22 protein-coding genes (1 of these 22 cut by a window edge) are annotated in these 25,327 nt (G+C 48.2%); 17 read left to right on the forward strand and 5 right to left on the reverse strand.

Features of this window, described 5'->3' with window-relative positions; genetic code table 11:
• Together QUD54_RS11040 and argH are read left to right on the forward strand one after the other, a co-directional pair.
• Nucleotides 1-141, forward strand: partial view of a cytochrome C gene (locus QUD54_RS11040; RefSeq protein ID WP_286336783.1) — the final stretch only. It extends 183 nt beyond the left edge of the window; only the last 141 of its 324 coding nucleotides appear in the window; the start codon falls outside the window, past its left edge; it ends in the stop codon at nt 139-141.
• A gap of 121 nt (nt 142-262) precedes the next feature.
• A complete protein-coding gene (argH, locus tag QUD54_RS11045) occupies nt 263-1,666 on the forward strand; it encodes an argininosuccinate lyase (protein ID WP_286336784.1) in 1,404 nt (467 codons plus the stop codon).
• 50 nt (nt 1,667-1,716) lie between these two features.
• Here the strand turns inward: argH and QUD54_RS11050 are convergent, their stop codons facing one another.
• Entirely contained in the window at nt 1,717-2,073 is a 357-nt protein-coding gene (locus tag QUD54_RS11050) for a histidine triad nucleotide-binding protein (RefSeq protein WP_286336785.1), read from the reverse strand.
• Between the two features lie 148 nt (nt 2,074-2,221).
• Between QUD54_RS11050 and pheS the strand changes: the two genes are divergently transcribed.
• The 14 genes from pheS (at nt 2,222) to QUD54_RS11120 (ending at nt 18,447) form a co-directional block, all read left to right on the forward strand.
• The gene (gene pheS, locus QUD54_RS11055; RefSeq protein WP_286336786.1) at nt 2,222-3,214 is read left to right on the forward strand and encodes a phenylalanine--tRNA ligase subunit alpha; all 993 of its coding nucleotides are present in this window, start codon (nt 2,222-2,224) and stop codon (nt 3,212-3,214) included.
• The gene (pheT, locus tag QUD54_RS11060; protein WP_286336787.1) at nt 3,211-5,544 is read left to right on the forward strand and encodes a phenylalanine--tRNA ligase subunit beta; all 2,334 of its coding nucleotides are present in this window, start codon (nt 3,211-3,213) and stop codon (nt 5,542-5,544) included. Before pheS ends, pheT begins: the two co-directional genes overlap by 4 nt.
• Nucleotides 5,541-6,827 carry a 3-phosphoshikimate 1-carboxyvinyltransferase gene (aroA, locus tag QUD54_RS11065; protein ID WP_286336788.1) on the forward strand — a complete coding sequence of 429 codons (1,287 nt, stop codon included), beginning with the start codon at nt 5,541-5,543 and terminating at the stop codon, nt 6,825-6,827. Before pheT ends, aroA begins: the two co-directional genes overlap by 4 nt.
• Nucleotides 6,818-7,648, forward strand: coding sequence for a 4-hydroxy-3-methylbut-2-enyl diphosphate reductase (locus tag QUD54_RS11070; protein ID WP_286336789.1), 831 nt, complete (start codon nt 6,818-6,820; stop codon nt 7,646-7,648). The genes aroA and QUD54_RS11070 overlap by 10 nt, the downstream gene beginning before the upstream one ends.
• A gap of 33 nt (nt 7,649-7,681) precedes the next feature.
• Entirely contained in the window at nt 7,682-9,349 is a 1,668-nt protein-coding gene (locus QUD54_RS11075; RefSeq protein ID WP_286336790.1) for a 30S ribosomal protein S1, read from the forward strand.
• A gap of 8 nt (nt 9,350-9,357) precedes the next feature.
• Nucleotides 9,358-9,849, forward strand: coding sequence for a hypothetical protein (locus QUD54_RS11080; RefSeq protein ID WP_286336791.1), 492 nt, complete (start codon nt 9,358-9,360; stop codon nt 9,847-9,849).
• Between the two features lies 1 nt (nt 9,850).
• A complete protein-coding gene (gene serA, locus QUD54_RS11085) occupies nt 9,851-11,437 on the forward strand; it encodes a phosphoglycerate dehydrogenase (RefSeq protein WP_286336792.1) in 1,587 nt (528 codons plus the stop codon).
• 129 nt (nt 11,438-11,566) lie between these two features.
• A complete protein-coding gene (locus QUD54_RS11090; RefSeq protein WP_286336793.1) occupies nt 11,567-12,916 on the forward strand; it encodes a TolC family protein in 1,350 nt (449 codons plus the stop codon).
• A complete protein-coding gene (locus QUD54_RS11095; protein WP_286336794.1) occupies nt 12,913-13,704 on the forward strand; it encodes an efflux RND transporter periplasmic adaptor subunit in 792 nt (263 codons plus the stop codon). The genes QUD54_RS11090 and QUD54_RS11095 overlap by 4 nt, the downstream gene beginning before the upstream one ends.
• A 10-nt stretch (nt 13,705-13,714) precedes the next feature.
• Entirely contained in the window at nt 13,715-15,346 is a 1,632-nt protein-coding gene (locus QUD54_RS11100) for an efflux RND transporter permease subunit (protein ID WP_286336795.1), read from the forward strand.
• Complete coding sequence (locus QUD54_RS11105) at nt 15,343-17,016, forward strand: efflux RND transporter permease subunit (RefSeq protein WP_286336796.1); 1,674 nt, start codon at nt 15,343-15,345, stop codon at nt 17,014-17,016. The genes QUD54_RS11100 and QUD54_RS11105 overlap by 4 nt, the downstream gene beginning before the upstream one ends.
• Nucleotides 17,017-17,030: 14 nt before the next feature.
• Nucleotides 17,031-17,231 (forward strand): DUF2905 domain-containing protein, encoded by a 201-nt coding sequence (locus QUD54_RS11110; RefSeq protein WP_286336797.1) that lies wholly within the window; start codon nt 17,031-17,033, stop codon nt 17,229-17,231.
• A gap of 34 nt (nt 17,232-17,265) precedes the next feature.
• Entirely contained in the window at nt 17,266-17,835 is a 570-nt protein-coding gene (gene efp / locus QUD54_RS11115) for an elongation factor P (RefSeq protein ID WP_286336798.1), read from the forward strand.
• Between the two features lie 60 nt (nt 17,836-17,895).
• Nucleotides 17,896-18,447, forward strand: a complete 552-nt coding sequence (locus QUD54_RS11120; protein ID WP_286336799.1) for a DJ-1 family glyoxalase III — start codon at nt 17,896-17,898, stop codon at nt 18,445-18,447.
• 15 nt (nt 18,448-18,462) lie between these two features.
• On the opposite strand, the gene QUD54_RS11125 is transcribed toward QUD54_RS11120, so the two are convergent.
• On the reverse strand, nt 18,463-18,978 hold the full coding sequence (locus QUD54_RS11125; protein WP_286336800.1) for a shikimate kinase: 516 nt from the start codon (nt 18,976-18,978) through the stop codon (nt 18,463-18,465).
• 11 nt (nt 18,979-18,989) lie between these two features.
• Nucleotides 18,990-19,757 carry an Hpt domain-containing protein gene (locus tag QUD54_RS11130; protein ID WP_286336801.1) on the reverse strand — a complete coding sequence of 256 codons (768 nt, stop codon included), beginning with the start codon at nt 19,755-19,757 and terminating at the stop codon, nt 18,990-18,992.
• Nucleotides 19,758-19,905: 148 nt separating this feature from the next.
• Between QUD54_RS11130 and dnaE the strand changes: the two genes are divergently transcribed.
• Nucleotides 19,906-23,475, forward strand: a complete 3,570-nt coding sequence (gene dnaE, locus QUD54_RS11135) for a DNA polymerase III subunit alpha (RefSeq protein ID WP_286336802.1) — start codon at nt 19,906-19,908, stop codon at nt 23,473-23,475.
• Here dnaE and QUD54_RS11140 read toward each other — a convergent pair.
• Together QUD54_RS11140 and QUD54_RS11145 are read right to left on the reverse strand one after the other, a co-directional pair.
• A complete protein-coding gene (locus QUD54_RS11140) occupies nt 23,467-24,492 on the reverse strand; it encodes a sensor histidine kinase (RefSeq protein ID WP_286336803.1) in 1,026 nt (341 codons plus the stop codon). The two genes, dnaE and QUD54_RS11140, sit on opposite strands and share 9 nt — an antisense overlap.
• Nucleotides 24,489-25,325 (reverse strand): DUF234 domain-containing protein, encoded by an 837-nt coding sequence (locus QUD54_RS11145; protein WP_286336804.1) that lies wholly within the window; start codon nt 25,323-25,325, stop codon nt 24,489-24,491. The genes QUD54_RS11140 and QUD54_RS11145 overlap by 4 nt, the downstream gene beginning before the upstream one ends.
• Nucleotides 25,326-25,327: the final 2 nt, after the last annotated feature.

Genomic DNA, 25,327 nt, shown 5'->3' on the forward strand with positions numbered 1-25,327 from the left:
AAACTGAAAAATATTCACAAAAATGACCAACTTGCAATGAAGAAATTAAACTCTTCCAAATTCAATAAAAATCTTAAACATTTGCGACAATTCTTCGAAAAATATGCCAGTGACAGTGGTAACGTCCCTGCGTGTAACTAAATTTTTCATACCAGCATCCTCCTCTATATCTACTTGAGATGGATCCTTTTTGGCCCCTAATATCTTTTGTAGAGTATAGACAAATTTGCTACAATAGCGAACTTATTTGAGGAGTGAAACTATGGGAAAATTATGGTCTGGACGTTTTAGCGAAAATTCTTCTAGTTTACTGGATGAGTTCAACGCTTCATTGAATTTCGATAAGAAACTTTATCGTTACGACATACTCGGGTCTTTGGCACATGCGAAAATGCTGTATCAGCAAGGAATTTTGAACGAGGAAGAGTACAGAAGCATCGTTGATGGTATGGATCAAGTTCTCGACGAGATCGAAAAAGGTGACTTCACTTTCAATATTTCGGACGAAGATATCCATATGGCGATTGAAAAACGTTTGACAGACATCATCGGTGATGCCGGGAAAAAACTTCATACCGCCCGCAGCAGAAACGATCAGGTTGCACTCGATTTCAGACTCTATGTCCAGGCCCACAACGAAATTATTCGTGAACTTGTTTTGAAACTCGTCAATGCATTTGTTTTCGTGGCAAGAGAGAATACTCAAACGATGCTGCCTGGCATGACCCACTTACAGCATGCACAGCCAATCAATTTCGGTTATCACATGATGGCATACGCTTCAATGTTGAAGCGGGATTATGAGCGATTCGAAAGCAGTTTCAAACGTAACAATCTTTCTCCTATCGGATGTGCTGCACTGGCGGGTACTCCCCATCCTATCGACCGTAATCTTACGGCGAAAGAACTCGGTTTCGATGCTCCGACGCTAAACTGTCTCGATACGGTCAGCGACCGCGATTTTGCGCTGGAGATGCTTTTCAATATCGCAACAATGATGATGCATATCTCCCGTCTTTCCGAAGAGTTGATTTTGTGGTCGAGTTCGGAATTTGGATTTGTAACACTGAGCGACGCATATTCCACCGGAAGTTCGATCATGCCTCAGAAAAAAAACCCCGATGTGCCGGAACTGCTTCGTGGCAAGACCGGACGTACTTACGGCAATCTCATATCACTTCTTACTGTCATGAAAGGTTTGCCGCTCGCCTATAACAAAGATATGCAGGAAGATAAAGAGGGGACATTTGACAGTGTCGAGACAGTGGAAATCTCACTGACGATTCTTACAGAAGTGATAAAAACAATGAAAGTCAACAAGGAGCGTATGGAAGAAGCGTGCAAAATTGGTCATCTGAGTGCAACCGATCTTGCCGATTATCTGGTTGAAAAGTGTGGAATTCCTTTTAGAGAAGCCCATTTCATCACGGGACGGGCCGTTGCACTTGCCGAGCAGAAGGGATGTGACCTCAGTGAACTAAGTGCGACCGATCTGAAATCGATCGACAATCGTATCAAAGATGACGTAACCGACTATCTTTCGATCCGCCACTCTATGAATGCAAGAAATTCCGAAGGCGGTACATCGACAAAGCGTACATTGGAGCAGATTGAGAAAATAGCGGAATGGATTACGGAAAAAGAAAAAGAGATAGCGAAACGGTAGTACCGAATATGCAGTAGCGAAAAGCTACTGCAAAGGTATCGTAACGTAGGTTATAGACTTTTATGTGTGTCGTCGTGTGTCAGATGGGTCCATTTCAGTTTGGCGCCGCCAAGCAGATGGAAATGTAGATGTGGTACTTCCTGACCGCCGTCTTTGCCATTGTTCGTCACGAGACGATATCCTGTCTTGTCAAGACACAACTCCGCTGCAACCTTTTGAATAAACGGTGTCATTTTTGCCATTAATTCAGGTGAAACTGACTGAAAATTTTCGACATGCTCTTTTGGAATAATCAGAATATGAACCGGGGCGATGGGATTGATATCGTGAAATGCGATAAACTCCTCATCCTCCAATACTTTGTTTGCAGGAATTTCACCTTTTACGATCTTGCAGAATATACACATTCTCGTTGACTCCTCTATTTTTTTCTCATTATACCAAAGTTGCCTTTTTACTGGGACTTAATGAACTTTGTTATACAATCGCCACAAATTACGATGAGACTCCTGGACAAAATTTGGGGATCTTTCAATACCTTTTCAAGGAAAAAATGTGGAGAATTGGATCGATAGAATCAAATCGGCCGAGACGCTTGATGAACTCGAGTCCCTGCGTATCGCCATTTTTGGTAAAAAAGGGGAGCTTGCCCAGGCATTTGCCAATATGAAAAATGTACCGCCTGAGGAGAAACCCAAAGTTGCCAAGGAACTCAATCTGCTCAAACAGGCGTTGACCAGAGCGTACAATGAAAAAAAAGCGGAACTTGATACGCTTGAACTTCAAAAACGCCTAAAGGCCGAGGAAATCGATGTATCGCTCTATTCGCCCAGGCCCCAAAGCGGTGCGCTTCATCCCGTAATGGATACGATGGATAAGATTATCGACTATTTCGTTTCGTTGAACTTTTCCGTTGAGACGGGCCCGCTCGTAGAAGATGAATTTCACAACTTCGAGGCGCTCAATCTGCCTGACTACCATCCTGCACGCGATATGCAGGATACCTTCTATTTCAAAGACGGCAAGCTGTTCAGGACGCATACATCGCCGGTTCAGATTCGCACGATGATGCAGCAAAAGCCGCCGATCAGGATGATCAGTCCGGGTGCAGTGTTCCGTCGCGATTTCGATCTGACCCATACGCCGCAGTTTCACCAGGTGGAAGGTTTGATGGTTGATGAAGAAGGCAAGGTGTCGTTCGCCAATCTAAAATGGATTTTGGAGGATTTTCTCCATACGATGTTCGGGGATGTCGATGTCCGGTTCAGGCCAAGTTTCTTTCCGTTCACGGAGCCTTCGGCGGAGGTTGATATCAGCTGTATCTTCTGCAAAGGAAATGGGTGCCGTGTCTGTTCTCATACAGGGTGGCTTGAAGTGCTGGGCTGCGGGATGGTCGACTCCAATGTCTTCAAGGCGGTAGGATACGAAAATGTAAGTGGTTATGCGTTTGGACTGGGTGTCGAGCGGTTTGCGATGCTGATGCACCAGATTCCTGATTTACGATCTTTGTTTGAAGGGGATCTTCGTTTGTTGGAGCAGTTTCAATGATAGTCACACGCAATTGGTTACAAGAATGGGTCGATCTGGATGGCATTACGACCGATGATATATGCAAAAAACTCAACAGTATCGGGCTGGAAGTCGATAGCTTGACGCGTTTTCGTGTACCGGAAAAGATTGTGGTCGGGTATGTCAAGTCGTGCGAAAAACATCCGGATGCGGATAAGTTGACTGTTTGTCAGATCGACCTTGGCACGGCAACCCGCCAGATTGTCTGCGGGGCGAAAAATATTCGCGAAGGATTGTATGTTCCTGTCGCTACGGTTGGGGCGGTGATGCCCAATGGTATGAAGATCAAGCACGCAAAACTCAGGGGTGTCGAAAGCGACGGAATGGTCTGTTCAAGTACGGAACTTGGTCTTCCAAAAATCGGAGAGGGTATCCTGGAACTTGATGAAAGCATAGGGAAACTTGAAATCGGAAAAGCGCTCTGTGAATATTCTTTACTGAACGATGATATGATCGAAATCGAGTTGACGGCAAACCGTGGGGACTGTTTGAGCATTCATGGTGTCGCACGTGAGCTTTCTGTGGGATTCGACCGCTCGATAATACCCTTCGAATTCAAACAGGATGAGAACAACCATCTTGGTATTGGCCGTATTCTGCAGTTTATGCACGAAGGTAATCCTCCCGTTTCATTGATTTACCGTGCTGCAAATCTTGCAAATCTTCGTATTCCACTTCTGGTCAGGCTGCGTCTGGCGATGATTGAGCAGGATGCTGCGAATGGATTGGAAGCGTTTTGCAACTATGCGATCCATACGACAGGTGTCGTCTTGCGCCATTATGATTTCTCCAAGCTTTCTTGCGCCAAAGAGAAGGTGAAACTGGTACTGAAAGAGCTGGATAACGGTCTGGGTGCAGTCGAATATGATGGAAAAATCGCCTCGATTGTCGGAATAAATCAGGATGAGACACTTAAAGCCGAGAGGGATGAAGGAGTTGTACTGCTTGAAGCGAGTTACATCGCACCGGACATTATTGCACCTGTCGTCAAAAAAGAGGGACTTGAAACCGATGCGCTTTATTATCGTACCTCACGCGGGAGCGAGCCCGATCTTGAGTTCGGTCTCAATTTTCTCCTGTCACTGCTCGGTCAGTGGAGCGATGCGGAAGTTTATGCCGGTTGCAGCGAGTTCATCACTCCCAAAGAGCTCCATACACTGAAAATTACGGTTGAGGAGATCGAACGGTTGATAGGACAGCAAATCGAGCTCTCTGTCATTGTCAATATCTTGAGTCGTCTTGGATTTGTCATTCATAAAACGGAGGATGGTCAGATCATTCTCGATACCCCAAGTTTCAGACACGATATCGAAAACCGACAGGATGTGATCGAAGAGATCGTTCGGATTGTCGGGATCGACAATATCGCTTCGAAACCTCTTCGTTTCCAGGAAGCCAATCGAAATTCACTTGCGTTACAGCGTTATAAATATCTGCGTGATCTTCGTCTCAAAGCGGTAGCAAACGGCTTTTTCGAAACAGTTCACTATGTTTTTTGCGACAACAAAAAGCTCCGGCAACTCGGTTTCGAACCGCTCAAAGAGGAGAAGGCGCTGCTGAACCCCATCACCAACGAGATGGATGGCCTGCGCCCCTCTTTGATGGTAACGATGCTCGATTCGCTGCAACGCAATGTCAGCATGTCGAAAAAGAGAATTCCTCTCTTCGAAATCGGAAAAGTGTTCGATACGGAACGAAACGAAGCGTTTCATTTTCTTCTTGCTTACGCCGGAGAGAAAGAGATGGAAGCTGTAACCAATGCCGGCAAGCCGGAACCGATCGACTTTGCGTCGTTCGTCGATAAAGTAGCGGCAGTCATCGGCCCGTTTGAGTTAAAAAAGGGGAGTGCCGAAAACGGACTGCTACACCCATATCAATCGGCTGAAATATGGATTGACGGAAAACGTGCGGGGGTGGTGAGCAAACTCCATCCGACGGTTGCGGACGCCTACGATCTACCCGATACATTTTTTGCAGAGCTTGATGTATCCAACCTCGAAGCGAAGCATATTCATGCAAAAGCGATCAGCGCCTATACACCGGTGCAGCGGGATATCAGCATCGTCGTTCCACAGACGATGCCGTATACGCAGATAAAAGAGGCGCTTGAAGGCAATCTGCCCGAGAGTGTCAAGCAGTTCTTTCCGATCGACAGATATGTGGATGAATCGTTGGGTGAGTGGATGAGTCTTACACTGAGATTTATGATATCGTCGATGGAAAAGACGCTGGAAGAGAGTGAAATCAATGCCATTATGGATGATGTTCTCAAAATTCTGGAGAAGAGATGTGAGGCGAAACTGCGATGAAATGGCTGAAGGTTAAAAAAACTGAAGCGTTCGATTTTGTCTGCGACAAGATCGCGAGTGACAAATCGATCTCCCACCGCTGTGCAATGTTTGCTCTTTTGAGTGACCGCCCAAGCCATGTAAGAAACTTTCTGCGGGCGGAAGATACGCTCAATACACTTGAAATTGTCAAAAAGCTCGGTGCAGAGGTTGAAGACGATGGTTTTGAACTTACCATTACCCCACCTGAAGAGATGCGTGAACCGGATGATGTACTCGATTGCGGAAACTCCGGAACGGCCATGCGCCTTTTCTGCGGTTTTTTGAGTGCCTTGCCCGGACACTATGTGTTGACGGGGGACAAATATCTCAGACGTCGGCCGATGAAGCGGGTGACGAAACCGTTGACACAGATCGGTGCGAAAATCGACGGCCGTGAAGCGGGAAATCTGGCGCCGCTTTGCATCAGAGGGCAGGAACTTCAATCTTTCCAGTATGAGAGCACGATCGCTTCGGCACAGGTCAAAAGTGCGATGATCCTGGCTGCGCTGCGAGCCGATGGACCATCCACGTACAGGGAGCCGGAGCTCAGCCGAGACCATACGGAGCGGATGCTTCGTGGTATGGGTGCCAATATCGAAAGCTGGGATACGATTACGATCGAGCCGATACGCAAACCGCTTGAACCGCTCGATATTATGGTGCCCGCGGATCCGTCAAGCGGCTTTTTTTTTGCAGTGGCAGCTGCAATCGTTCCCGGAAGCCATGTCGTAATCAGGAATGTGACACTCAACCCGACCCGTATCGAAGCCTATCAGGTATTGAAAAAAATGGGTGTCAAAGTCGTATTCGAAGAGAAAGAGAACCGCTATGAACCTATCGGTGATATAAGCGTCACCTACAACGGCCGCCCCAAAGGGGTAGAAGTGAATGAGCGTATTTCGTGGCTTATCGACGAATTGCCGGCGTTGTCGATTGCCATGGCAGTTGCAGAAGGTGAAAGTATCGTTCGGAATGCGGAAGAGCTGAGAGTCAAAGAGTCCGATCGGATCAGCTGTGTCATCGCCGGTCTTCAAGCGTGCGGGATAGCGTGTAGCGAAAGGGAGGATGGCTATACGATTCAAGGCGGCAAGATTCATTCTGCGCAGATCGACAGCTGTGGAGATCACAGGATTGCAATGAGTTTCGCCATTGCGGGGCTTTTGGCGGATATGACGATCAAAGATATCGACTGTATCGAAACGTCGTTCCCGAATTTTCTGGAACTGCTTGGTGCCATTACGGAGGTGGAAACATGGAAATAGCGCTTGCAAAAAATTACGGTTTCTGTTTTGGTGTCAAACGTGCCATCAAAATCGCGGAAGAGCATCCGGGAAGTTCCACGCTAGGGCCGCTGATTCACAACAACCTCGAAATAGAGAGGCTGAAAAAAGATTTCGGCGTTTCGCTGGCCAACTCTCTTGAGGAGGTAAAGGCGGGGCAGGCCACGGTTATTCGTACACATGGTATTCCCAAAAACGATTTGGAACGTTTGAAGGAAAAGGGCGGTGAAGTCATCGATGCCACATGTCCTTTTGTGACCAAGCCGCAGCAGATTGTTGAAGAGATGAGCAAAGAGGGGTATGACATCGTTATTTTCGGAGATGAGAACCACCCCGAAATCAAGGGGGTCATGAGTTATGCCGTCGGGCCGGTCTATGCCGTATTGAGTGTCGAACAACTCGAAAAGCTTCATTTGAAAGAGCGTGTAGCCGTTGTCGCACAGACGACACGCAAAATCGAAGAGTACAACAAGATCGTCAACTATCTGATCCCGCGTCACAAAGAGGTAAGAGTATTCAACACGATCTGCAATGCCACTTTTGAAAATCAGGATGCAGCCAAAGAGCTTGCACAAAAAGCGGATGTAATGATCGTTATCGGTGGAAAACAGTCTTCGAATACCAAGCAACTCTTCTCGATCTGCAAAAAGTTTTGCCACGATTCTTACCATATCGAATCGAAAGATGAATTGAAAAAATCCTGGTTTGAAAACAAAAAACTGTGCGGTATTACCGCAGGTGCATCGACGCCGGAGTGGATTATTGAAGAGATTATTGGAAAAATAAGAGAATTTAAAGTATAATACAGCACTTTAAAATCGGAAAAGGAATCAGGTATGGATAAGGCCTCAATGGAAGAGTTTGAGAACATGGAGGAAGACTTCGCGTCGATGCTGGACGCGTATGAGAAAAAGGAGCAGGGCGGAAGTATAACGGATGGTGTAATTGTAGAGATTCGTGAGAGTGACAACCAGGCATTGGTCGATGTTGGGCGAAAGCAGGAAGCTGCCGTAAACTTGGATGAATTGAAAGATGAAGAGGGTAACCTCAAGTTCAATGTTGGCGATACGATTCCGGTTGTCATTACAGGCTACCGCAACGAGCGACCGCAGGCGTCTTATCAGAAGGCGATTCGTAAAGCGAATGTTCGTAAATTTATCGAAGAGCATGAAAACGATGCAGAAAACATGGTCGTTGAAGGAAAAGTGGTTCGCAAAAATCGCGGTGGATATTTCGTGATAGGCGAGGACAATATCGAATTTTTCATGCCGATGAGCCAGGCGGCATTCGCAATGGGGAAAAATCCGATCGGCAAAGATATCAAAGCGATCATTCTCAAGCTCGATAAGGACCGGGATTCGATCGTCATTTCACGTAGGAAGTATCTCGACCAGCTTCGAAAAGAGCGTAAAGAGATCGTCGACAAACTGATGGAAGAAGAGAAAATTGTCGAGGGGACGATCAAAAAAATCACAAGCTACGGTATGTTTGTCGATGTCGGTGGAATCGAGGGACTCGTCCACTACAGTGAAATAAGCTACAAAGGGCCTGTTAATCCGGCAACACTTTATGAAGAGGGTGATGTCGTCGAAGTCAAAGCGATTGGTTACGATCCGAAGAAACGTCATCTTTCACTCTCCATCAAACAGACCATGCCTGATCCGTGGGAAGAGATTATCGATCAGCTGGAAGAGGGTGATGCGATCAAAGTCACCGTGAGCAATATCGAACCGTATGGCGCATTCGTCGATCTGGGCAATGATATCGAGGGATTCCTGCACGTTTCCGAAGTTTCATGGGACAAAGATATCAAAAATCCGAAAGACTATCTCAATGTCGGTGACGAAATTGATGTCGAAGTCATCGAGATCAATCCTGAAACCCGCCGTCTTCGTGTTTCGTACAAAAATCTACAGCCCAAACCGTTTGAAGAGTTTTTACAGCAGTACAAAGAGGGTGATGTCGTCAAGGGTACCGTTACGACACTGACCGATTTCGGTGCGTTCGTCCGTATTGGCAAGGTGGAAGGACTTCTGCACAATCAGGATGTCTCCTGGGAGAAAGGTGCCAAAGCGAAAGATCTTTTGAAGAAGGGCGATGAAGTCGAGGTGAAGATTACTAAAATCGATTCAGAGCAAGAGCGTATCAGTCTTAGCAAAAAAGCGCTTGAAGAGAGCCCGATCGACCGTTTTGCGAAAGAGCATAAAGTAGGAGATATCGTCAAAGGAAAAATCCGCGACGTAAAAGATTTTGGAGTTTTCGTAGAGCTGGAAGACGGCGTCGATGCTTTGATCCGGAAAGAAGATGTTTCTCCTTTGAATGTGGATGAGTTGAACAAAGGTGACGAGATAGAGGGTGTCATCGTCATGCTTGATCCGTCATCCAACAAAATCAGACTCTCCGTTAGAAGACTTGAGCGTCAGAAAGAGCGCGATGCTCTGAACGAATTCAACAGCAGTGAAGATCGTCTGACAATCGGGGACATCATTAAAGACCAACTGTAAGTTTTACGATGAACCGACTGTTGATCATCCTTTTTGGGATCGTTTCAACAGTTTCGGTTTCGATCTTGCTCATGCTTCTTTACAGATATGCCAGTCATGATGAAACGACCCCAAGGGTTTACAATGGCATATTGGAAGAGGCAGATACTCTTTTGGACAAGAGAGATAGCGGCGGAAATGGCTGGCTTGAAGGGCTTGCAGTTAAAAAACGTCCTTCACACAGTTATGCAGTCAGTGAAATGGAGATTGAGCTTCCGCTTAAGAAAAGTCCGAAGCCACGAAAGGTGTTCCGGCTTACCCTGGACAATCTTGACGACTACAAAATGTTCTGTATCAGACAACTTCTTACGCAAAATGGTATCAAATACGCTATCTTTCGGAAAGAGAAGAGCGGTGTATTAATGATACATGATCTCGATAAATCAAAACTGGAGCGTATTGTCGATATGGTACGCGAATACGAGATCAAAACAAAGATAGAAAACTATACAAAGGATTAGGATGCAAAAGCATACGATCATGGTTTGTGACCATATTCATGAAAGTGGACTGAAGATGCTTGAATCGCAACCGGATATCAACTATATCAATGCGGCTGATCTGCCGAAAGATGAACTTCTCAAAGTGGTTGGCCAGGCAGATGTCGTCATCACGCGAAGTTCGACGGAAATCAATGAAGCGTTTCTCAATGCGGCGACAAATCTGAAGGCACTTGTCCGTGCCGGTGTTGGTGTGGACAATGTGGATATCGATGGATGTAGCAAGCGCGGTATCATCGTCATGAACGTTCCGACAGCCAATACAATCGCAGCGGTCGAACTCACCATGGCGCATATGCTTGGATGTATGCGATCGTTTCCCTATGCACACAACCATCTGAAGCTGGAAAGAGTATGGAAACGTGAAAAGTGGTACGGGTACGAACTCAAGGATAAAAAACTTGGCATAATCGGTTTTGGTAACATCGGAAGCCGTGTAGGGAAACGTGCCAAAGCATTCGAAATGGACGTGATAACCTATGACCCGTACATCAACCCCAGCAAGGCAACCGATCTGGGTATCGAATATACGACGAACTTTGACGATATTCTCGCTTGCGATATCATCACGATTCATACGCCGAAAACCCAAGAGACGATAGGGATTATCGGTAAGAAAGAGATCGATAAGATGAAAGAAGGCGTTGTGCTTATCAACTGCGCACGTGGAGGGCTGTATGATGAAGAGGCACTTTATGAAGGCCTTAAAAACGGTAAAATCCGTTTCGCCGGGATCGATGTCTTTGTCAAAGAGCCTGCAACCGACAATCCTCTTCTTGACCTTGACAATATCACCGTGACACCTCACCTGGGTGCCAATACACATGAATCTCAGTACAAAATCGCGACACAGGCTGCACAGCAGGCGTTGGATGCAGCCCGTGGGATAAGTTATCCGAACGCACTCAACCTTCCAATTCGTGAGAACGAGATTCCCGATTTCGTCAAACCCTATCTGGACTTGATGCAAAAAATCGGATTTCTCGCTGCTCAGGCGAACAGAGGAGCTATCAAATCTCTTAAAATCGTTGGAGAAGGAGAGATCGGGGAGTTTGTCGAATCGTTGGCGACATTCGCGACCGTCGGTGCACTGAAAGAGTCATTGGGGGAAACTATCAACTACGTGAATGCCGATTTTGTTGCAAAAGAGCGCGGGATCGATGTTGTCAAAGTATCTTCTCCGACAGCTGGTGCGTATAAGAGTATCATACGCCTGCGATTGACGACAGACAAAGAGGTGATCGAAATTTCAGGCACAATTTTCAATGACGATGTTCAACGGATTGTGGAGATCAACGGTTTCACTCTCGATGTTGAACCGAAAGGACGAATGATCTTGTTCAAAAATACAGACGTTCCTGGTGTCATTGGGGATGTCGGGCAGATCTTGGCAAAATATAATGTTAATATCGCCGACTTCAGGCTTGGCCGCGACAAATCCGGACTGGCACTTGCCGTGATACTTGTTGACAACGATGTCAGCGAAGAGGTTCTCAAAGAACTCGATGCTCTCAAGGCGTCAATCTACGTAAAATACGTCATTCTATAATCTTTCTTCTATCGAGGCCTTGTGCCTTGATAATTTAAACTTATAAATAATATAACTTTAAATTTATTCAAGTATAATTTCCCTACTTTATAGTAAAATTAATGACTTTTTTCGTCAAAAGGAGCGGGCATGAAAAAAACGCTGCTGGCAATGGTTCTCACTTTGCCTCTTTTCGCCGTCCAGGAGCATCTGACACTCGATCGGGCATTGATGCTGGTCAAGCAGAACAACCTGGAAATCAAGGTGGCACAGGATGAGATCCGTATGAAAGAGCTCGACGTCGATGTTGCCAAAGGATACAACTATGGTAGCGTTGATCTAATCATGAATGCTTTGCGTTCTAACGATGCATTAAATGTTTTCGGTTTTAAATTGACAAGCCGAGAAGCAACATTCGGAGCCTTTGGTGCAGGTGAATTCAATCCTGCCGATCCGAATGTATTGAATATTGCTCCTAAAGACTTGAACTATCCAGGTTCGAGAAACCATTTTCAGGAAAAGATCCAATACCAGGTTCCTCTCTATGTCGGAGGAAAACTCAACAAGTATGGACAGATTGCCCAGAAAATGGCCAACATGAGTCGGCTCGATAAGCAGAAAGTGGTTAACGAAAAGGTTTTTCAGACACGAAAGACCTTTTACGACATTGCGCTTGTCAACAGCTATATCAAGAATCTCAAAATCATTCTGAACAATGTCGAAGAACTTGAAGATACGGTATCGAACATGGTAAAAGAGGGCTATGCGCTGGATATCGACCTTCTCCAGGTACAGTCGAAAAAAGCGGATGTTCTGAGAATGCTCAATCAGGCGAAACTGAATCGGGATCTCGCCTATCAGTTTCTCTCTTTTCTCGTCGATGATGAAGTGCGGTCCGTATCCGTTGTCGACAAAGATGTTCCTATGCCGAAAATGAGCAAAGAAGAGATGATCAACAGAAATATCGATATTCAGAAAGCGCATATGGGGCTGGAAGTGACCGATCTGGCGATCGGTGTCGAGAAAGCCAGTTATTATCCGCAGGTTGGAGCATTTGCCGAGTATGGAAGTGCAGACAACTCTTTTATGAACGACTTTACCGATAAGGATGCCTATACCGTAGGGGTTCAGCTGAAGTGGAACGTCTTCAATGGACTTATCGATAAATCGAAATATGAGAAAGCGCGTGTACAGAATCTCAAAGCACACCATCAGGTTGAGCTTGCAAAAAAAGGAATTGCCCTTCAGATCGATAAAATTATCACCGAGATCAAAAGCCGTGAATACGATATCAAATCGTTGCAGGAGAAAGTCAAGTTTACACGTCGTGTCTATGAAAACTACTACAACCGCTATAAAGAGGGATTGATCTCCATCAACGACGTATTGATCAAGAACAGTGAAGAGATTCAGGCGGTTTTGAAACTGGCTGAAACCCGCAACAAAAGAAACAACAAAGTCTTCGAGCTTGAAAATATTATCAACAAAGGAATGCTATGAAAAAGATCGCTCTTTTAATTGCACTGTTTGCTGCGGCATTGAGTGGTGCCGAACTGACGTTGACCGGAAGTGTGGTTTCCGACAATCAGAAGATGATGACAAGCCGCTATATGGGGTTTGTAAAAAAAGTTTACGTTGTCGAGGGGCAGCGTGTCAAAAAGGGACAGCTCCTCTATACGATCGATTCCAAGGAGATCGACAGTGCGAAATCGCAGGTTGAACTCGCTATTTCGCAGGCGGAACTGGCCCTGCAGATGAACCGCAACCAGTACAACAACATTCTGACCAACCTGGCACGACATGAACGCCTTTTCAAAAAGGGGATGGTTTCGAAATATGAGTTGGAAAATCTGCAGCTTGCCGCCGAAAATACGAAGGCGATGATAGAAATTGCCGAAAAACAGGTTGAGCAGGCGAGAGCGAAGCTCAAAGAGGTTCTAAGCCAATATAAATATCTCGAAGTCCGAGCACCCAACAACGGCGTTGTCGTTGAAAAGAGAATCAATGCCGGAGAGATGGCGATGCCGGGAATGCCAGCCATTGTCCTGACCGATCTTAGCCGACTTAAAATCATGACGGAGATCTCCGAGAGCAACCTTAAAGACGTAAAAGTAGGAGAGAAAGTACTGGTGGAAATTCCCTCTATCGGATATGAAAAAGAGGGCAGAGTCTATGCGATCATTCCCAGCTCCAACCCGATGACACACCAGTTCAGAATGAAAGTATCGTTTGATTACAAAGGATATCAGGTCTATCCGGGGATGTATGCCCAGGTTACGGTCAAGTAAAGGGTTGCAGATGCAAGAGAGTAAAAGCTATCAGCCGCAGGATGTTGCAGGAAAGCTCGCACGCGGTTTTCTGCACAATCCGCTTACACCGATTCTCGGTATATTTTTGTTGTTGATCGGATATATTTCGCTCGAAATTATGCCACGGGAAGAGGATCCGCAAATCTCCGTTGCCGGCGGCACGATCATCGTTCCTATGCCGGGCGCGACACCTCGGGAAATTGAAAATATTATCGTCAATCCGCTCGAAAGAAAGATTCGTGAGATCAAAGGGGTCGAACACATCTATGGAATTGCCATGGACAATGTTGGTGTCGTGAATGTTATGTACTACATCGGTGAAGATAGAGAGAAAGCGAATCTGAATCTCTACGATAAAGTGATGCAAAACATGAATCTGCTTCCCAAAGGGGCAATGCAGCCACTTGTCAAGCCATTCGATGTCGATATCGATATTCCGATTATGGCGATCACCTTTTATAAAAAAGAGAATGCCCCCATCAGCGATACCGAACTCTTCAAGATCGTAAGAGAGATACAGCAGGATCTCAATCGAATCGACAGCGTCTCGAAGACAGAAATCAAGGGCGGATGCAAAGAGCAGTACAATATCGAAGTCGATCTTGGAAAACTTTCTGGATACCATCTCTCTTTGGGCCAGATCGTTCAGGCGATCAAAGCGTTGGCCGTGGACGTTCCCGATGTCAAAGGGCGCACGCAAGAGGGCAAACTTGTCATTTTCGGCATCAAAAATGCCATCGAGAGTGTACGTGATGTTGAAAATCTCATCGTAGCACAATATATGGGTTCACCGATCTATCTGAAAAACGTCGCGAAAATCAGTGCAGGTAACGATATACAGAACTTTCAAAGTGTCGAGATTACAGAACGAAAGGGCAATGCTTTTACCCCTCTCAATCGTGCGGTCACATTGACACTCGGCAAGTTGGCCGGTGCCAATGCTGTCGTGATCGCTGATGAGGTAAAAGCGCGTATGCAGGAGTACAAACCACGCCTTGAAAAGGAGGGTGTTGGTTTTACGATAACACGCGACTACGGAAAGCGCGCCAACGATGCGGTCAACGAACTGGTGGACCACATTCTCATCACGATCGTCATTATCTCGGTCATGCTCGTCTTTTTCCTCGGATGGAAAGAGTCGCTCATCGTTACGTTCACCGTTCCGGCGATTCTCGCGATTACACTTTTTATTGCCTATCTGACGGGGCAGACGATCAACCGTATCACACTCTTTGCCTTTCTGCTCTCGCTGGGGCTTTTGGTTGATGCGGCGATTATCGTGATCGAAAACATCCACCGTCATCTGCATTCCCATGACGCCGTTGACAAAGATATGGATGAGATCATGGTCGAGGCGACCGACGAGATCGGTGCGCCAACCAATATCGCGACACTCGCGATCATACTGACGATGGTTCCGATGGCGTTTGTCGGAGGGATGATGGGACAGTTTATGAAACCGATTCCCGCCAACGTTCCGGTTGCGTTGGTGGCTTCACTGATCGTCGCCTATATCTTTACACCGTATCTTGGGCGCAGGTTGCTCAAAAAACCGCATTTGCACCACCATCACCACCATTGGCAAAAAGATGAAAAACGGGTAGAAGGAGGTGCCGAATGAAACGGTTCGAACAGTTCGTTTTTAATATTTTGGGATCGAAAAAGAAGCAGTGGACCGTCATTCTTTTGACACTTGTCGCACTTGCCGGATCGATTATGATGCTGCCTACGAAAGTAGTGTTGGCCAAGATGCTGCCGGGCAAGAGTGCCAACACATTCTCTATCTATGTCAATGCTCCGACCGACAGTTCGATCGAGGAGACACGGAGAATCAGCGAGTGTGTGGTTTCGTTTTTGCAAAAAGAGAGTGAAGTGACCGATACGGAGGTTTATCTTGGGCAGGGAGCCCCTCTCGACTATGCGGGCCTGGTAAAAGGCTCGGCATTCAAAAATAGCGAAAATGTCGCGGAAATTGTCGTGAATCTGACGGACAAACACGAACGGGAAGAGCCCTCATTTATGATGGTACACCGTTTGCGTCCCATCATCAAGAGCAATTGCGAAGCGATCAAAAAAGATACCGTCATCCAGATGATCGAACAACCGGCCGGACCGCCAACTCTGGCTGCCGTTGTTGCCGAAATCTACGGAAGGAACCATGAGAGTACCTATGCCTTGAGTAAAAAGATCGCAAAGATATTCAAATCGACGGATGGACTGGTGGATATCGATATCATGGCTGACGATCCTTACAAAAAGTTCGAACTGATTCCCAATGCCGACAAGATCGCCCGATCCGGCCTGAGTGTCGAACAGGTCAACAAGATACTCTATCTCGCTTTCGAGGGGATGGTTATCGCACATAAAAACAGTCGCAACTATCCCGATCAGATTGGGCTTTTTGTACGCCTCAGCGACAAGACACGACGTCTTCGCGACCACAGCAAAGCGGCGCTTCAGAGCAAACTCGCATCACTGAAACTTATGAATCAGAAAGGGTTGCTGGTTCCAATGAGCGAAGTCGTCACGATCAAGGAGGTGGACGCCTCTCCGACAATCATGCAGAAGAATCTGCGTCGTATGATCAATGTCACGGCGGAGACCGATCTTGTCTCACAGGTCTATCCACTGCTCGATGCACGAAGCAGGATCATGGAAGAGCTTTCAAGTCAGTATGAGATCACGACGACCGATTACCTTTTCAATCTTCGTCTGAAGGACAAAAAAACAGGTGAGATCTTCGATCTGAAATGGGATGGCGAGATGAAAGTGACACTCGATACATTCCGAGACCTTGGCGCGGCTTTCATCGCGGCGCTTATTCTGATCTTCCTGTTGCTTGTCGTTTATTACAAAAATTTCACCATCAGCGGTATCGTGCTAGCAGGTAGCTTCCTCTCCATTATCGGGGTTATCATTGGTCACTGGGTTGCCGACCTCGTGACGGAACATACATTTTTCCTGACGGCCACATCGTTGATAGGCTTTATCGCCCTGATGGGTATCAGTTCGCGAAACTCCCTTCTGCTCATCGATTTCGCCAAGGCATTGATGGCTGAGAAGGGATTCGACAAGCAGCATGCCATTGCCGTTGCGAGTGCGACACGGGCCAAACCGATCATGTTGACCGCCATCGCGATTATTCTCGGTTCGGCACTGCTTGCGAGCGATCCAATCTTCGGCGGCCTCGGTGTTGCACTCATTTCAGGTACCGTGGCCGCTGTCATTGTATCGCTGATCTTTATTCCTGTTCTTATGTACCGAGCCAAAGCGATGGATTTTGACAAATAAAAAGAGGATCGCCTGTGCATGATGCAGGACGTTATATCATAGGATTGGGTATCGTCCTGATCCTTTTTGGACTTTTTGTCACAGTCGTCGGTAAGTTGCCCGGCGATATCGTGGTACGGAGAGAGAACTTCACGTTCTACTTTCCGATCACCACTTCCATTCTCTTCTCTATCCTTCTTTCCCTGATGTTTTACCTTTTCTCCAAGTTTTTTTAGATAAAATAATTGTAAATTTTTCTTAGGAGTTACAATGGCAACAATCGGCATGAGCGACCTGAAAAAAGGGATTCGACTCGAGATTGACGGACAACCTTACCGCGTTACGGAGTATCAGCATGTCAAACCGGGGAAAGGTGCAGCTTTCGTACGTATCAAGATCAAATCGCTCTCGACTGGACGTGTGATTGAAAAGACTGTCCATGCCGGCGATAAGTTCGAGACGCCGAACCTCGAGCAGAAGACGATGCAGTATCTTTATGACGATGGAGAGATGTTGCAGTTTATGGATACAACCACCTATGAGCAGATTGGCTTGACGCATGAACAAGTCGGTGAAGATGTCATCAAATTCATGGATGAAGGATTCACTGTCGATATCCTTTTCCATAACGGAAAACCGATCACAGTCGAGCTTCCACAGGTCGTGGAGCTTGAAGTGGTCGAAACACCACCGAACTTCAAAGGCGATACATCGAGCGGAAGCCGAAAGCCTGCTACACTCAAAACGGGTGCGGTCGTTCAGGTCCCCTATCATATTCTCGAAGGTGACAAGATTCGTGTCGATACAACCGAAGGCAAGTATCTCGATAAAGTGAAGTAGTTGATAGTACGGACGCTATGCGTCCTACAGTCGTTCGAAAAATGATGCAGGAGGTCAATCATGGCAAAAGTTTGTGTTCCATTGGCAGCGGGTTTCGAAGAGATCGAAGCTGTCAGTCTTATCGACGTCATGCGGCGTGGTGGCATCGAAGTGGTCGTTGCAGGTGTCAATGAAGATCTCGTGACCGGCGCCAACGGAATTACCGTCAAAGCCGATACCGACATCAAAAACGTGATAGCGGACGAACTCGATATGATCGTTCTTCCCGGCGGATGGGGCGGAACGCACGTCCTTGCCGAAAATGAAACGGTTCAACAGCTTCTTCGCGATATGCAGGCGAAAGAGAAGATCGTCGGTGCGATCTGCGCGGCACCGTTCGCCCTGAAACAAGCAGGCGTGTTGAGCGAACACTATACCTGTTACCCGAGTGTCGAAGAGCAGATCGGGAAAGAGGGATATACCGATAGCGAGAAGGTCGTTATCGACGGTAACGTCATGACGTCACGCGGACCGGGCACGGCCATCTGTTTCGGCCTGGCCATCGTACGAAAACTGGTGGGCGAAGAGACCTACCAACAGCTCAAAGAGGGCTTGCTGGCAGACTACTGTTGAAAAAGAGAGGTGCGGTTATCGCACCTCTTTCAGGAGCTCTTCGGCAATCGTTTCAAGATCGCCTTTGCTTACGTCGACGACGATATCCGCGACCTTTTCGTACGCTTCATACCTCTCGTCGAAGAGTTTTTTCGCTTTTTCGAGATCCTGAAAAAGCGGGCGTTTTTTCAATTTTTTCTTTGCATTGTGTGCGCCCAGAATGCGCTCGACGATCCAGTTGAAATCCGCTTGGAGATAGACGACGGTTCCGATGGCTTTGAGATTGTCGACTTTGTAGAAGCCTCCGCCAGTGGAGATGACGGCGTTTGTGACGTTTTCGGCGAGCCAGTCGGCGGTTTTCTGTTCGAGTGCCCTGAATGCCGCTTCTCCGGCTGTCGCGAAAATCTTCTTTATCTTGGTGTTGGTGAGGCTTTCGATCATGTCATCGGTATCGAGAGCGTACAAAGCGGGTTCATGCCTGACGATCTCCCTCGCCAGTGCACCTTTTCCGACACCCATGAATCCGATCAGAACAATGTTTCGTTTCCCCATCTATCAAACCTTTAAGCGACTTGTGAATATTCTACCTTCAAATCGCTTATGGCTTGTTTGAGACGGTTTAGATACGCTCTGACGATCTGTGGATCTCGACCACTTTTCATATAGGTATTGAAGTCCACGAGAAGCTCGGCGACACCGCCGTTCCCGATATTCAGTGCGGCACCTTTCACCCCATGGGTGATATGTTCGATCTCTTCGAAGGCGTTCTCCTTCATCGACTCCTCGATCTGGTTGACGGCATCTTCGAGCTGATGGATCAGTTCTATGACGAACTCGTCCGCTTCTTCGGGACTCAAACCCATTCCTTCGACAAGACGGGCATGGCTGAAACTTCCATAGCCTCTCTTTTCTATCTCCTCGATCAGCTTACGCTCCATTTCGGATGAAACGTTTTCCTCTATTTCGCAGGGTTCAGCGAGTTTTATGACAGGTGACGTCGTGGCGGAGGAAACATCTCTGTTCCCGCTTGGAGTCTCTTCTGACTTATCAGTCTGTACAAGTGGTTCGATTCTTCGGGGACCTCGTCGCTCCCTACTCTCTTGTCTCGCTGTTTCGGATCGCTCGATCTCCTGTGGCATCTTTTCTGTCGGAAAATTTTTCGGTTCCGCGACCCTCTTTTCTTCATCTTCCCGAAGCTCCCGTTGTGACTGTTTCAGATAGAGATCGAATGATTTGTCACCATGGCGGTGCTCTTTGAGAATGACGACAAGTAGGCCGATCACGATCATCAGCATGAGCGCAATGGCACCGAACATAATGATATCCAGCATCTTTTATCCTTTTGGAATGGACTCTTTAAACCAGATCGGTCAATTTTGGAAAAAACTTAAATATTTATAGCGCTTGGATTTTCACGGCACCCTTTTTAGCCCGTTCTAAATGGTAATAGGATAAACTCTATCAATCTAAGGAGAGTGTATGAAACCGCGATTTACCCATCTGCATCTGCATACCGAATATTCGCTGCTCGACGGCGCGAACAAGATTTCGAAACTTGCCGGCCGCCTCAAAGAGCTTGGCATGGATTCGGTCGCCATCACCGATCACGGCAACATGTTCGGCGCGATCGATTTTTACCAGCAGATGAAACGTGAGGGCATCAAGCCGATCATCGGAATGGAAGCGTATCTTCACAACCAAGAAGATCTCGGTGACAAAAGTACCCGTCAGCGCTTCCACCTTTGCCTCTACGCCAAAAACGAAATCGGTTACAAAAATCTGATGTACCTCAGTTCACAGGCTTACATCAACGGTTTCTACTACTATCCGCGTATCAACAAAAAACTGTTGCGTGAACACAGCGAGGGGTTGATTTGCTCTTCGGCCTGCCTGCAGGGTGAAGTGAACTGGCACATGAACCTGAGCGAGCGAAACGTCAAATTCGGCGCGCAGGGGTACGAGCGGGCCAAAGAGGTCGCGCTGGAGTATAAAGAGATTTTCGGCGATGACTTCTACCTCGAGCTGATGCGCCACGGCATCGGTGACCAGCATGCGATCGACGAACAGGTCCTCAAGCTGAGTCTCGAGACCGGCATCAAGATCGTCGCGACCAACGACACCCACTATCTCTATCCGGATGATGCCGAAGCACACGAAGCCTTTATGTGTATCGCGATGAACAAACTCTACGACGATCCAAACCGCCTGCGCCATTCGGTACACGAGTTCTACCTCAAATCGCCCGAAGAGATGGCCGCGCTCTATGCCGATATCCCCGAAGCGCTTGAGCATACGCAGGAGATCGCCGACAAGTGTGATCTGGAGCTCGACCTTGGCAACCCGACACCGCCGAACTTCAAATTCGCCCGAGAATACGCCGCCAAAGTCGGTTTCGAAGTGCCTGAACCCGATGTGGAAAACAGTTTCGCCAATGACGAGGCGCTCTTCGTTCTCGAGTGCAGAAAAGGGCTCGAGGAGCGTTTGAAGTTTGTCGATCCCTCGAAACACGAGGCGTATAGGGAACGTCTCGAGACCGAGATGAAGATTATCAACCAGATGAAATTTCCCGGTTACATGCTAATCGTCTGGGACTTCGTCCGGGAAGCCAAAGAACGCGGAATTCCGGTGGGACCGGGGCGGGGGTCGGCTGCGGGCAGCCTCGTCGCCTACTCGCTGGGGATTACCAATATCGATCCGATGAAGTATGACCTGCTCTTCGAACGATTCCTCAACCCCGAGCGCGTCAGCATGCCCGATATCGATATGGACTTCTGTCAGGCAAGACGCGGGGAGATCATCGATTACGTTGTCGAGAAGTACGGCCGCTACAACGTGGCCCAGGTCATCACTTTCGGTTCGCTGCTGGCCAAGGGTGTCATCCGCGACGTTGCGCGCGTGCTCGGCGTCAGCTATGCCGAGGCGGACAAGATGGCGAAACTGATTCCCGACGAACTCGGGATCACGCTTAACGGAAAGGGGAAAGAGGGGACGGAAGGGTTCAAGCCGGGTGCCTATCAAAAAGAGCCCAAACTGCGCGAGTTGATCGAAAGCAACCCGACCGCCGCACGCGTCTGGAAATTTGCGCTCTCCCTCGAAGGGCTCAAGAGAAATGCCGGCATGCACGCCGCGGGCGTCGTTATCTCCAACGAAGAGTTGTGGCACAAGACGCCGCTCTACAAACCTTCGGGCGAAGAGACGCTGGTTACGCAATACTCGCTCAACTTTCTCGAAGATGTCGACCTGATCAAGTTCGACTTCCTCGGCCTCAAGACATTGACCGTCATCGACAATGCCGTCAAACTGGTAAAAAAACGTCATAACGTCGATGTCGACCTCGACAACATGCCGATGGACGACCCGAAAGTGTTCGAGACGATTCAAAGCGGCGAAACGGTCGGAATGTTCCAGATCGAATCGGGCGGGATGCAGCAGCTCAACTCCAAGCTAAAACCGGGCAACTTCGAAGACCTCGTCGCGGTACTGGCCCTCTATCGTCCGGGTCCGATGGAGTCGGGTATGCTGGACGATTTTATCGAACGTAAGCACGGGCGGCAGGAGATCACCTACATGTTCCCGCAGCTCGAGGAGATTCTCAAACCCACCTACGGCGTCATCGTCTACCAGGAACAGGTCATGCAGATCGTCCAGACGATCGGTGGCTTCAGCCTCGGCAAAGCGGATATCGTCCGCCGTGCGATGGGTAAGAAGAAATTCGACCTGATGCAAAAATATAAAGAGGAGTTTGCGCAGGGTGCGAAAGCGCAGGGGCTCGACTACGACAAGGCAGCGGAACTTTTCGACCTGATCGAAAAGTTCGCCGGCTACGGTTTCAACAAGTCCCACTCGGCCGCCTATGCGATGGTCACCTACCAGACGGCGTGGCTCAAAACGCACTACCCGGCCGAATTTATGGCTGCACTGCTGACGAGCGAAAAGGACAACACCGACAAGGTCGTCAAATACATCGATGAGGTGAAACGGCTGGGAATCAAGCTTCTGGCTCCCGACATCAACCGTTCGGCACTCGAGTTCACGCCGGACAGCGACGATGCGGAGGGGAATGAAGTGATTCTCTTCGGGCTCGGTGCCATCAAGGGGGTCGGAGATGCGGCGGTCCATGCCATTCTTACCGCCAGGGAGGAGGGGCCTTTCACGTCGCTCGACGACTTCGTCTCGCGCATCGATACGCAGAAGGTCAACAAGAAGGTGATCGAATCGATGATCAAGGCGGGAGCGCTCGACGGGTTCGGTTACAGCCGCCGTGCGTTGTTGGAGTCGATCGATGCGATTATCGAAGCGATGCACGAGTCGGCGAGGGCGCAGCAGATGGCGGTCGGTTCGCTCTTCGGCGACGACGAGGAGATGGTCAATATCAAGGTCGATATCGTCCCAATGGAGGAGTATGACCAAAAAGCGATACTCGAGCTCGAAAAAGAGTCGCTGGGATTCTACGTTTCAGGCCATCCGCTTGACCGGTTCCGCGAAGAGTTGGCCAAGATCGACTACACGCTCTCCTCCGACATGGACCAGATCGCCGACGGATCGAGTGCGCTTCTGATCGGAAAAGTCGAGGAGGTGACGACGAAGATCAGCAAGAAGGGGAACAAATTCGGTATCGCCAATGTGATGGATTTTCACGGCAACATCGAAATCACCCTCTTCGAGCGGCAGCTGGAGCAGCTGGAAAAAATGGATCTGGACGAGCCGATCGGCTTCAAAGTTTCCATTACACGTGATGGCGATTTTACCAGGATGCGTGTTCACAAGATCATGGAGCTTAAAGCGTGCAAGAGGGAGAAAGTCGAGACCCGAATGCTCGAAAAACCGGAGGAGCCGATGGTCATCCGTCTCAACCTCGACCATGAGAAGATGCGAATCCTCGAAGAGATTTACCGGTTGGCACAGAGCCATCCCGGGCGCAAACCGCTGCGCCTTCTGCTCTGCTCGAAACTTCAGGAAGTCGAGATCGAGTCTTCTATCTATGTCAATGAACAGATGGAAGCGCAGTTGCGGCAGATGGGAGAGGTCGAGATACTCGCTTCAGCCTGAAGCCGGAAGAAACAGCCTGAACTGTTTCGGTGCGCTCTGCACTTCGACTCTCCCGCCGTGCGCTTCGACAATCTGTCTCGCGAGAACGAGCCCAAGGCCGTTCCCTTTCGTTTTTGTGGTCTGGAACGCTTCAAAGAGGTTTTCCGGATTCTCGAGCGGTATACCGCTGTCTTCGATCGTGAATACCATGTGCGCTTCGTCTTCCTCCGTTTTGATCCACACACTCCCTTCATCTTCATCGCTCTCCTCGATCGCATCGATGGCATTGAAAAGAAGGTTTTGCAGTGCCAGTGACAAAAGGCCAAGATCGCCCTCGATCGTATGGTCGGAGAGGTCGAAATGGAAATGTATCTCTTTGGTGTAACTGTAGGATGCGATTGCGGCACGGCACTCCTGTTCGAGTCGATCGAGTGTAATTCTGCTCAGATTCGGCTGGACCCCTTTCGAATACATCAGTGTCGTCTTGATGATCCGCTCGACACGAAAGAGCGAACGTCGAATCTCGTCGACAATCGGCTGGTTTTTGGGAACGACCCGTTTTGCCAGTGACGAAACGAGCAGGGCGATGGAACCGATGGGATTTCGGATCTCATGGGCCAGGTGTGCTGCCATTTGCCCCATCGAAGCAAGCCGCTCTTTTCGTTTCTGCTCGGTGATATCGGTAGCGCTGATAATCGTTTTCGCTTCGTTGTGAGTCGATTTGACCAGGAAGTGGCGTCCGTCGAATGCGACTTCCGTCTCTTTGATCTGTGGCGGGAGCATTTGAAGCAGCCCCTCCAGCGATTCCGCTTCACTGTTCTGCAAAAAGACGGAACCATCTTCGTTTATGACCCACAAAGCGTTCGGCAGCGCCTCGATGATCTGTTTGATGAGGCTTTGCAGCTGATTGTAGGAGCTGGTGAGCGTGATATACTCTTTTTCGACACTGTAGGTCTGCTCGATCAGGTTTTCGAGTTGTGACAAAAGTGTCTGTTTCTCATCCTCTTTCATGGAAGCGGGGAGTTTGAACTCGTTCATGCCAGGAGTCTTTCGAAATCACTGAGATCGAAACACAAAAGCGAGGGATCGTTGGAGCTTTTGAGCTCCTTGCTGAAACCGCTTTTGGAAAAGAGTGCGAAGTAGTCGGGTGCCAGGCCCGATTTTTCACATTTTGATTTGAGTTTGCTGACGAGGCTTTTGCATATTTTGTGCCCTTTCCATTTGCACTCACCGATAATCATGCGGTTGGCTTCGGTTTTCGCAAGCAGGTCGAACTCGTTGTGTCGGTCCCAATAAGTCCCCTTTTCGGACACAGGATCCATCTTCTCGAAGGTTTGTTTAATGAGTGCATTGGAAAGTTCTTCGAAGGTAAAACTGACATAACGGTCGAAAGATATTTCGAGTGACTCGAAAAAGAGGTCGAATTCACCCTGTTCGATCTCCGCTGCATGAGGCTCGACGAACGTGTACCAGAAGCGGTAGAATGGATGGGTGAACTTGATCTTCGCCTGAACGACGTAGCGGCGCTCCTCTTTTCTCTTTTTCCGGCCCGGCGTTACGGTGGAAGGTTTTTCTCTCGAGAGCTCTTTGTGAAGCATTCCGATCTGTCGAAGCGATTGATAGGTCGCCATCCCCTCCGCTCTCGCCAAGCGGGCACGTCTGAAAACATTGATCGTTTTACCGTCCGAGACGGCAACGGCACGAAGCATCCTGCGGCTTTCGTTTTCATGGCTCGCCGGGGGAAGGATTTTTCTCTTCAAAAAGTGGTAGCGATCGAGGATGTTGGATCGGATCGATTGGTGCAGTGTATCGCTGAAATTGAGCGATACATGTTTTTCAAGGCCGCCGAAAACGGCATAATATTCGATCAATT

It is taken from the genome of Hydrogenimonas cancrithermarum (genome assembly GCF_030296055.1).
Lineage (GTDB): Bacteria > Campylobacterota > Campylobacteria > Campylobacterales > Hydrogenimonadaceae > Hydrogenimonas > Hydrogenimonas cancrithermarum.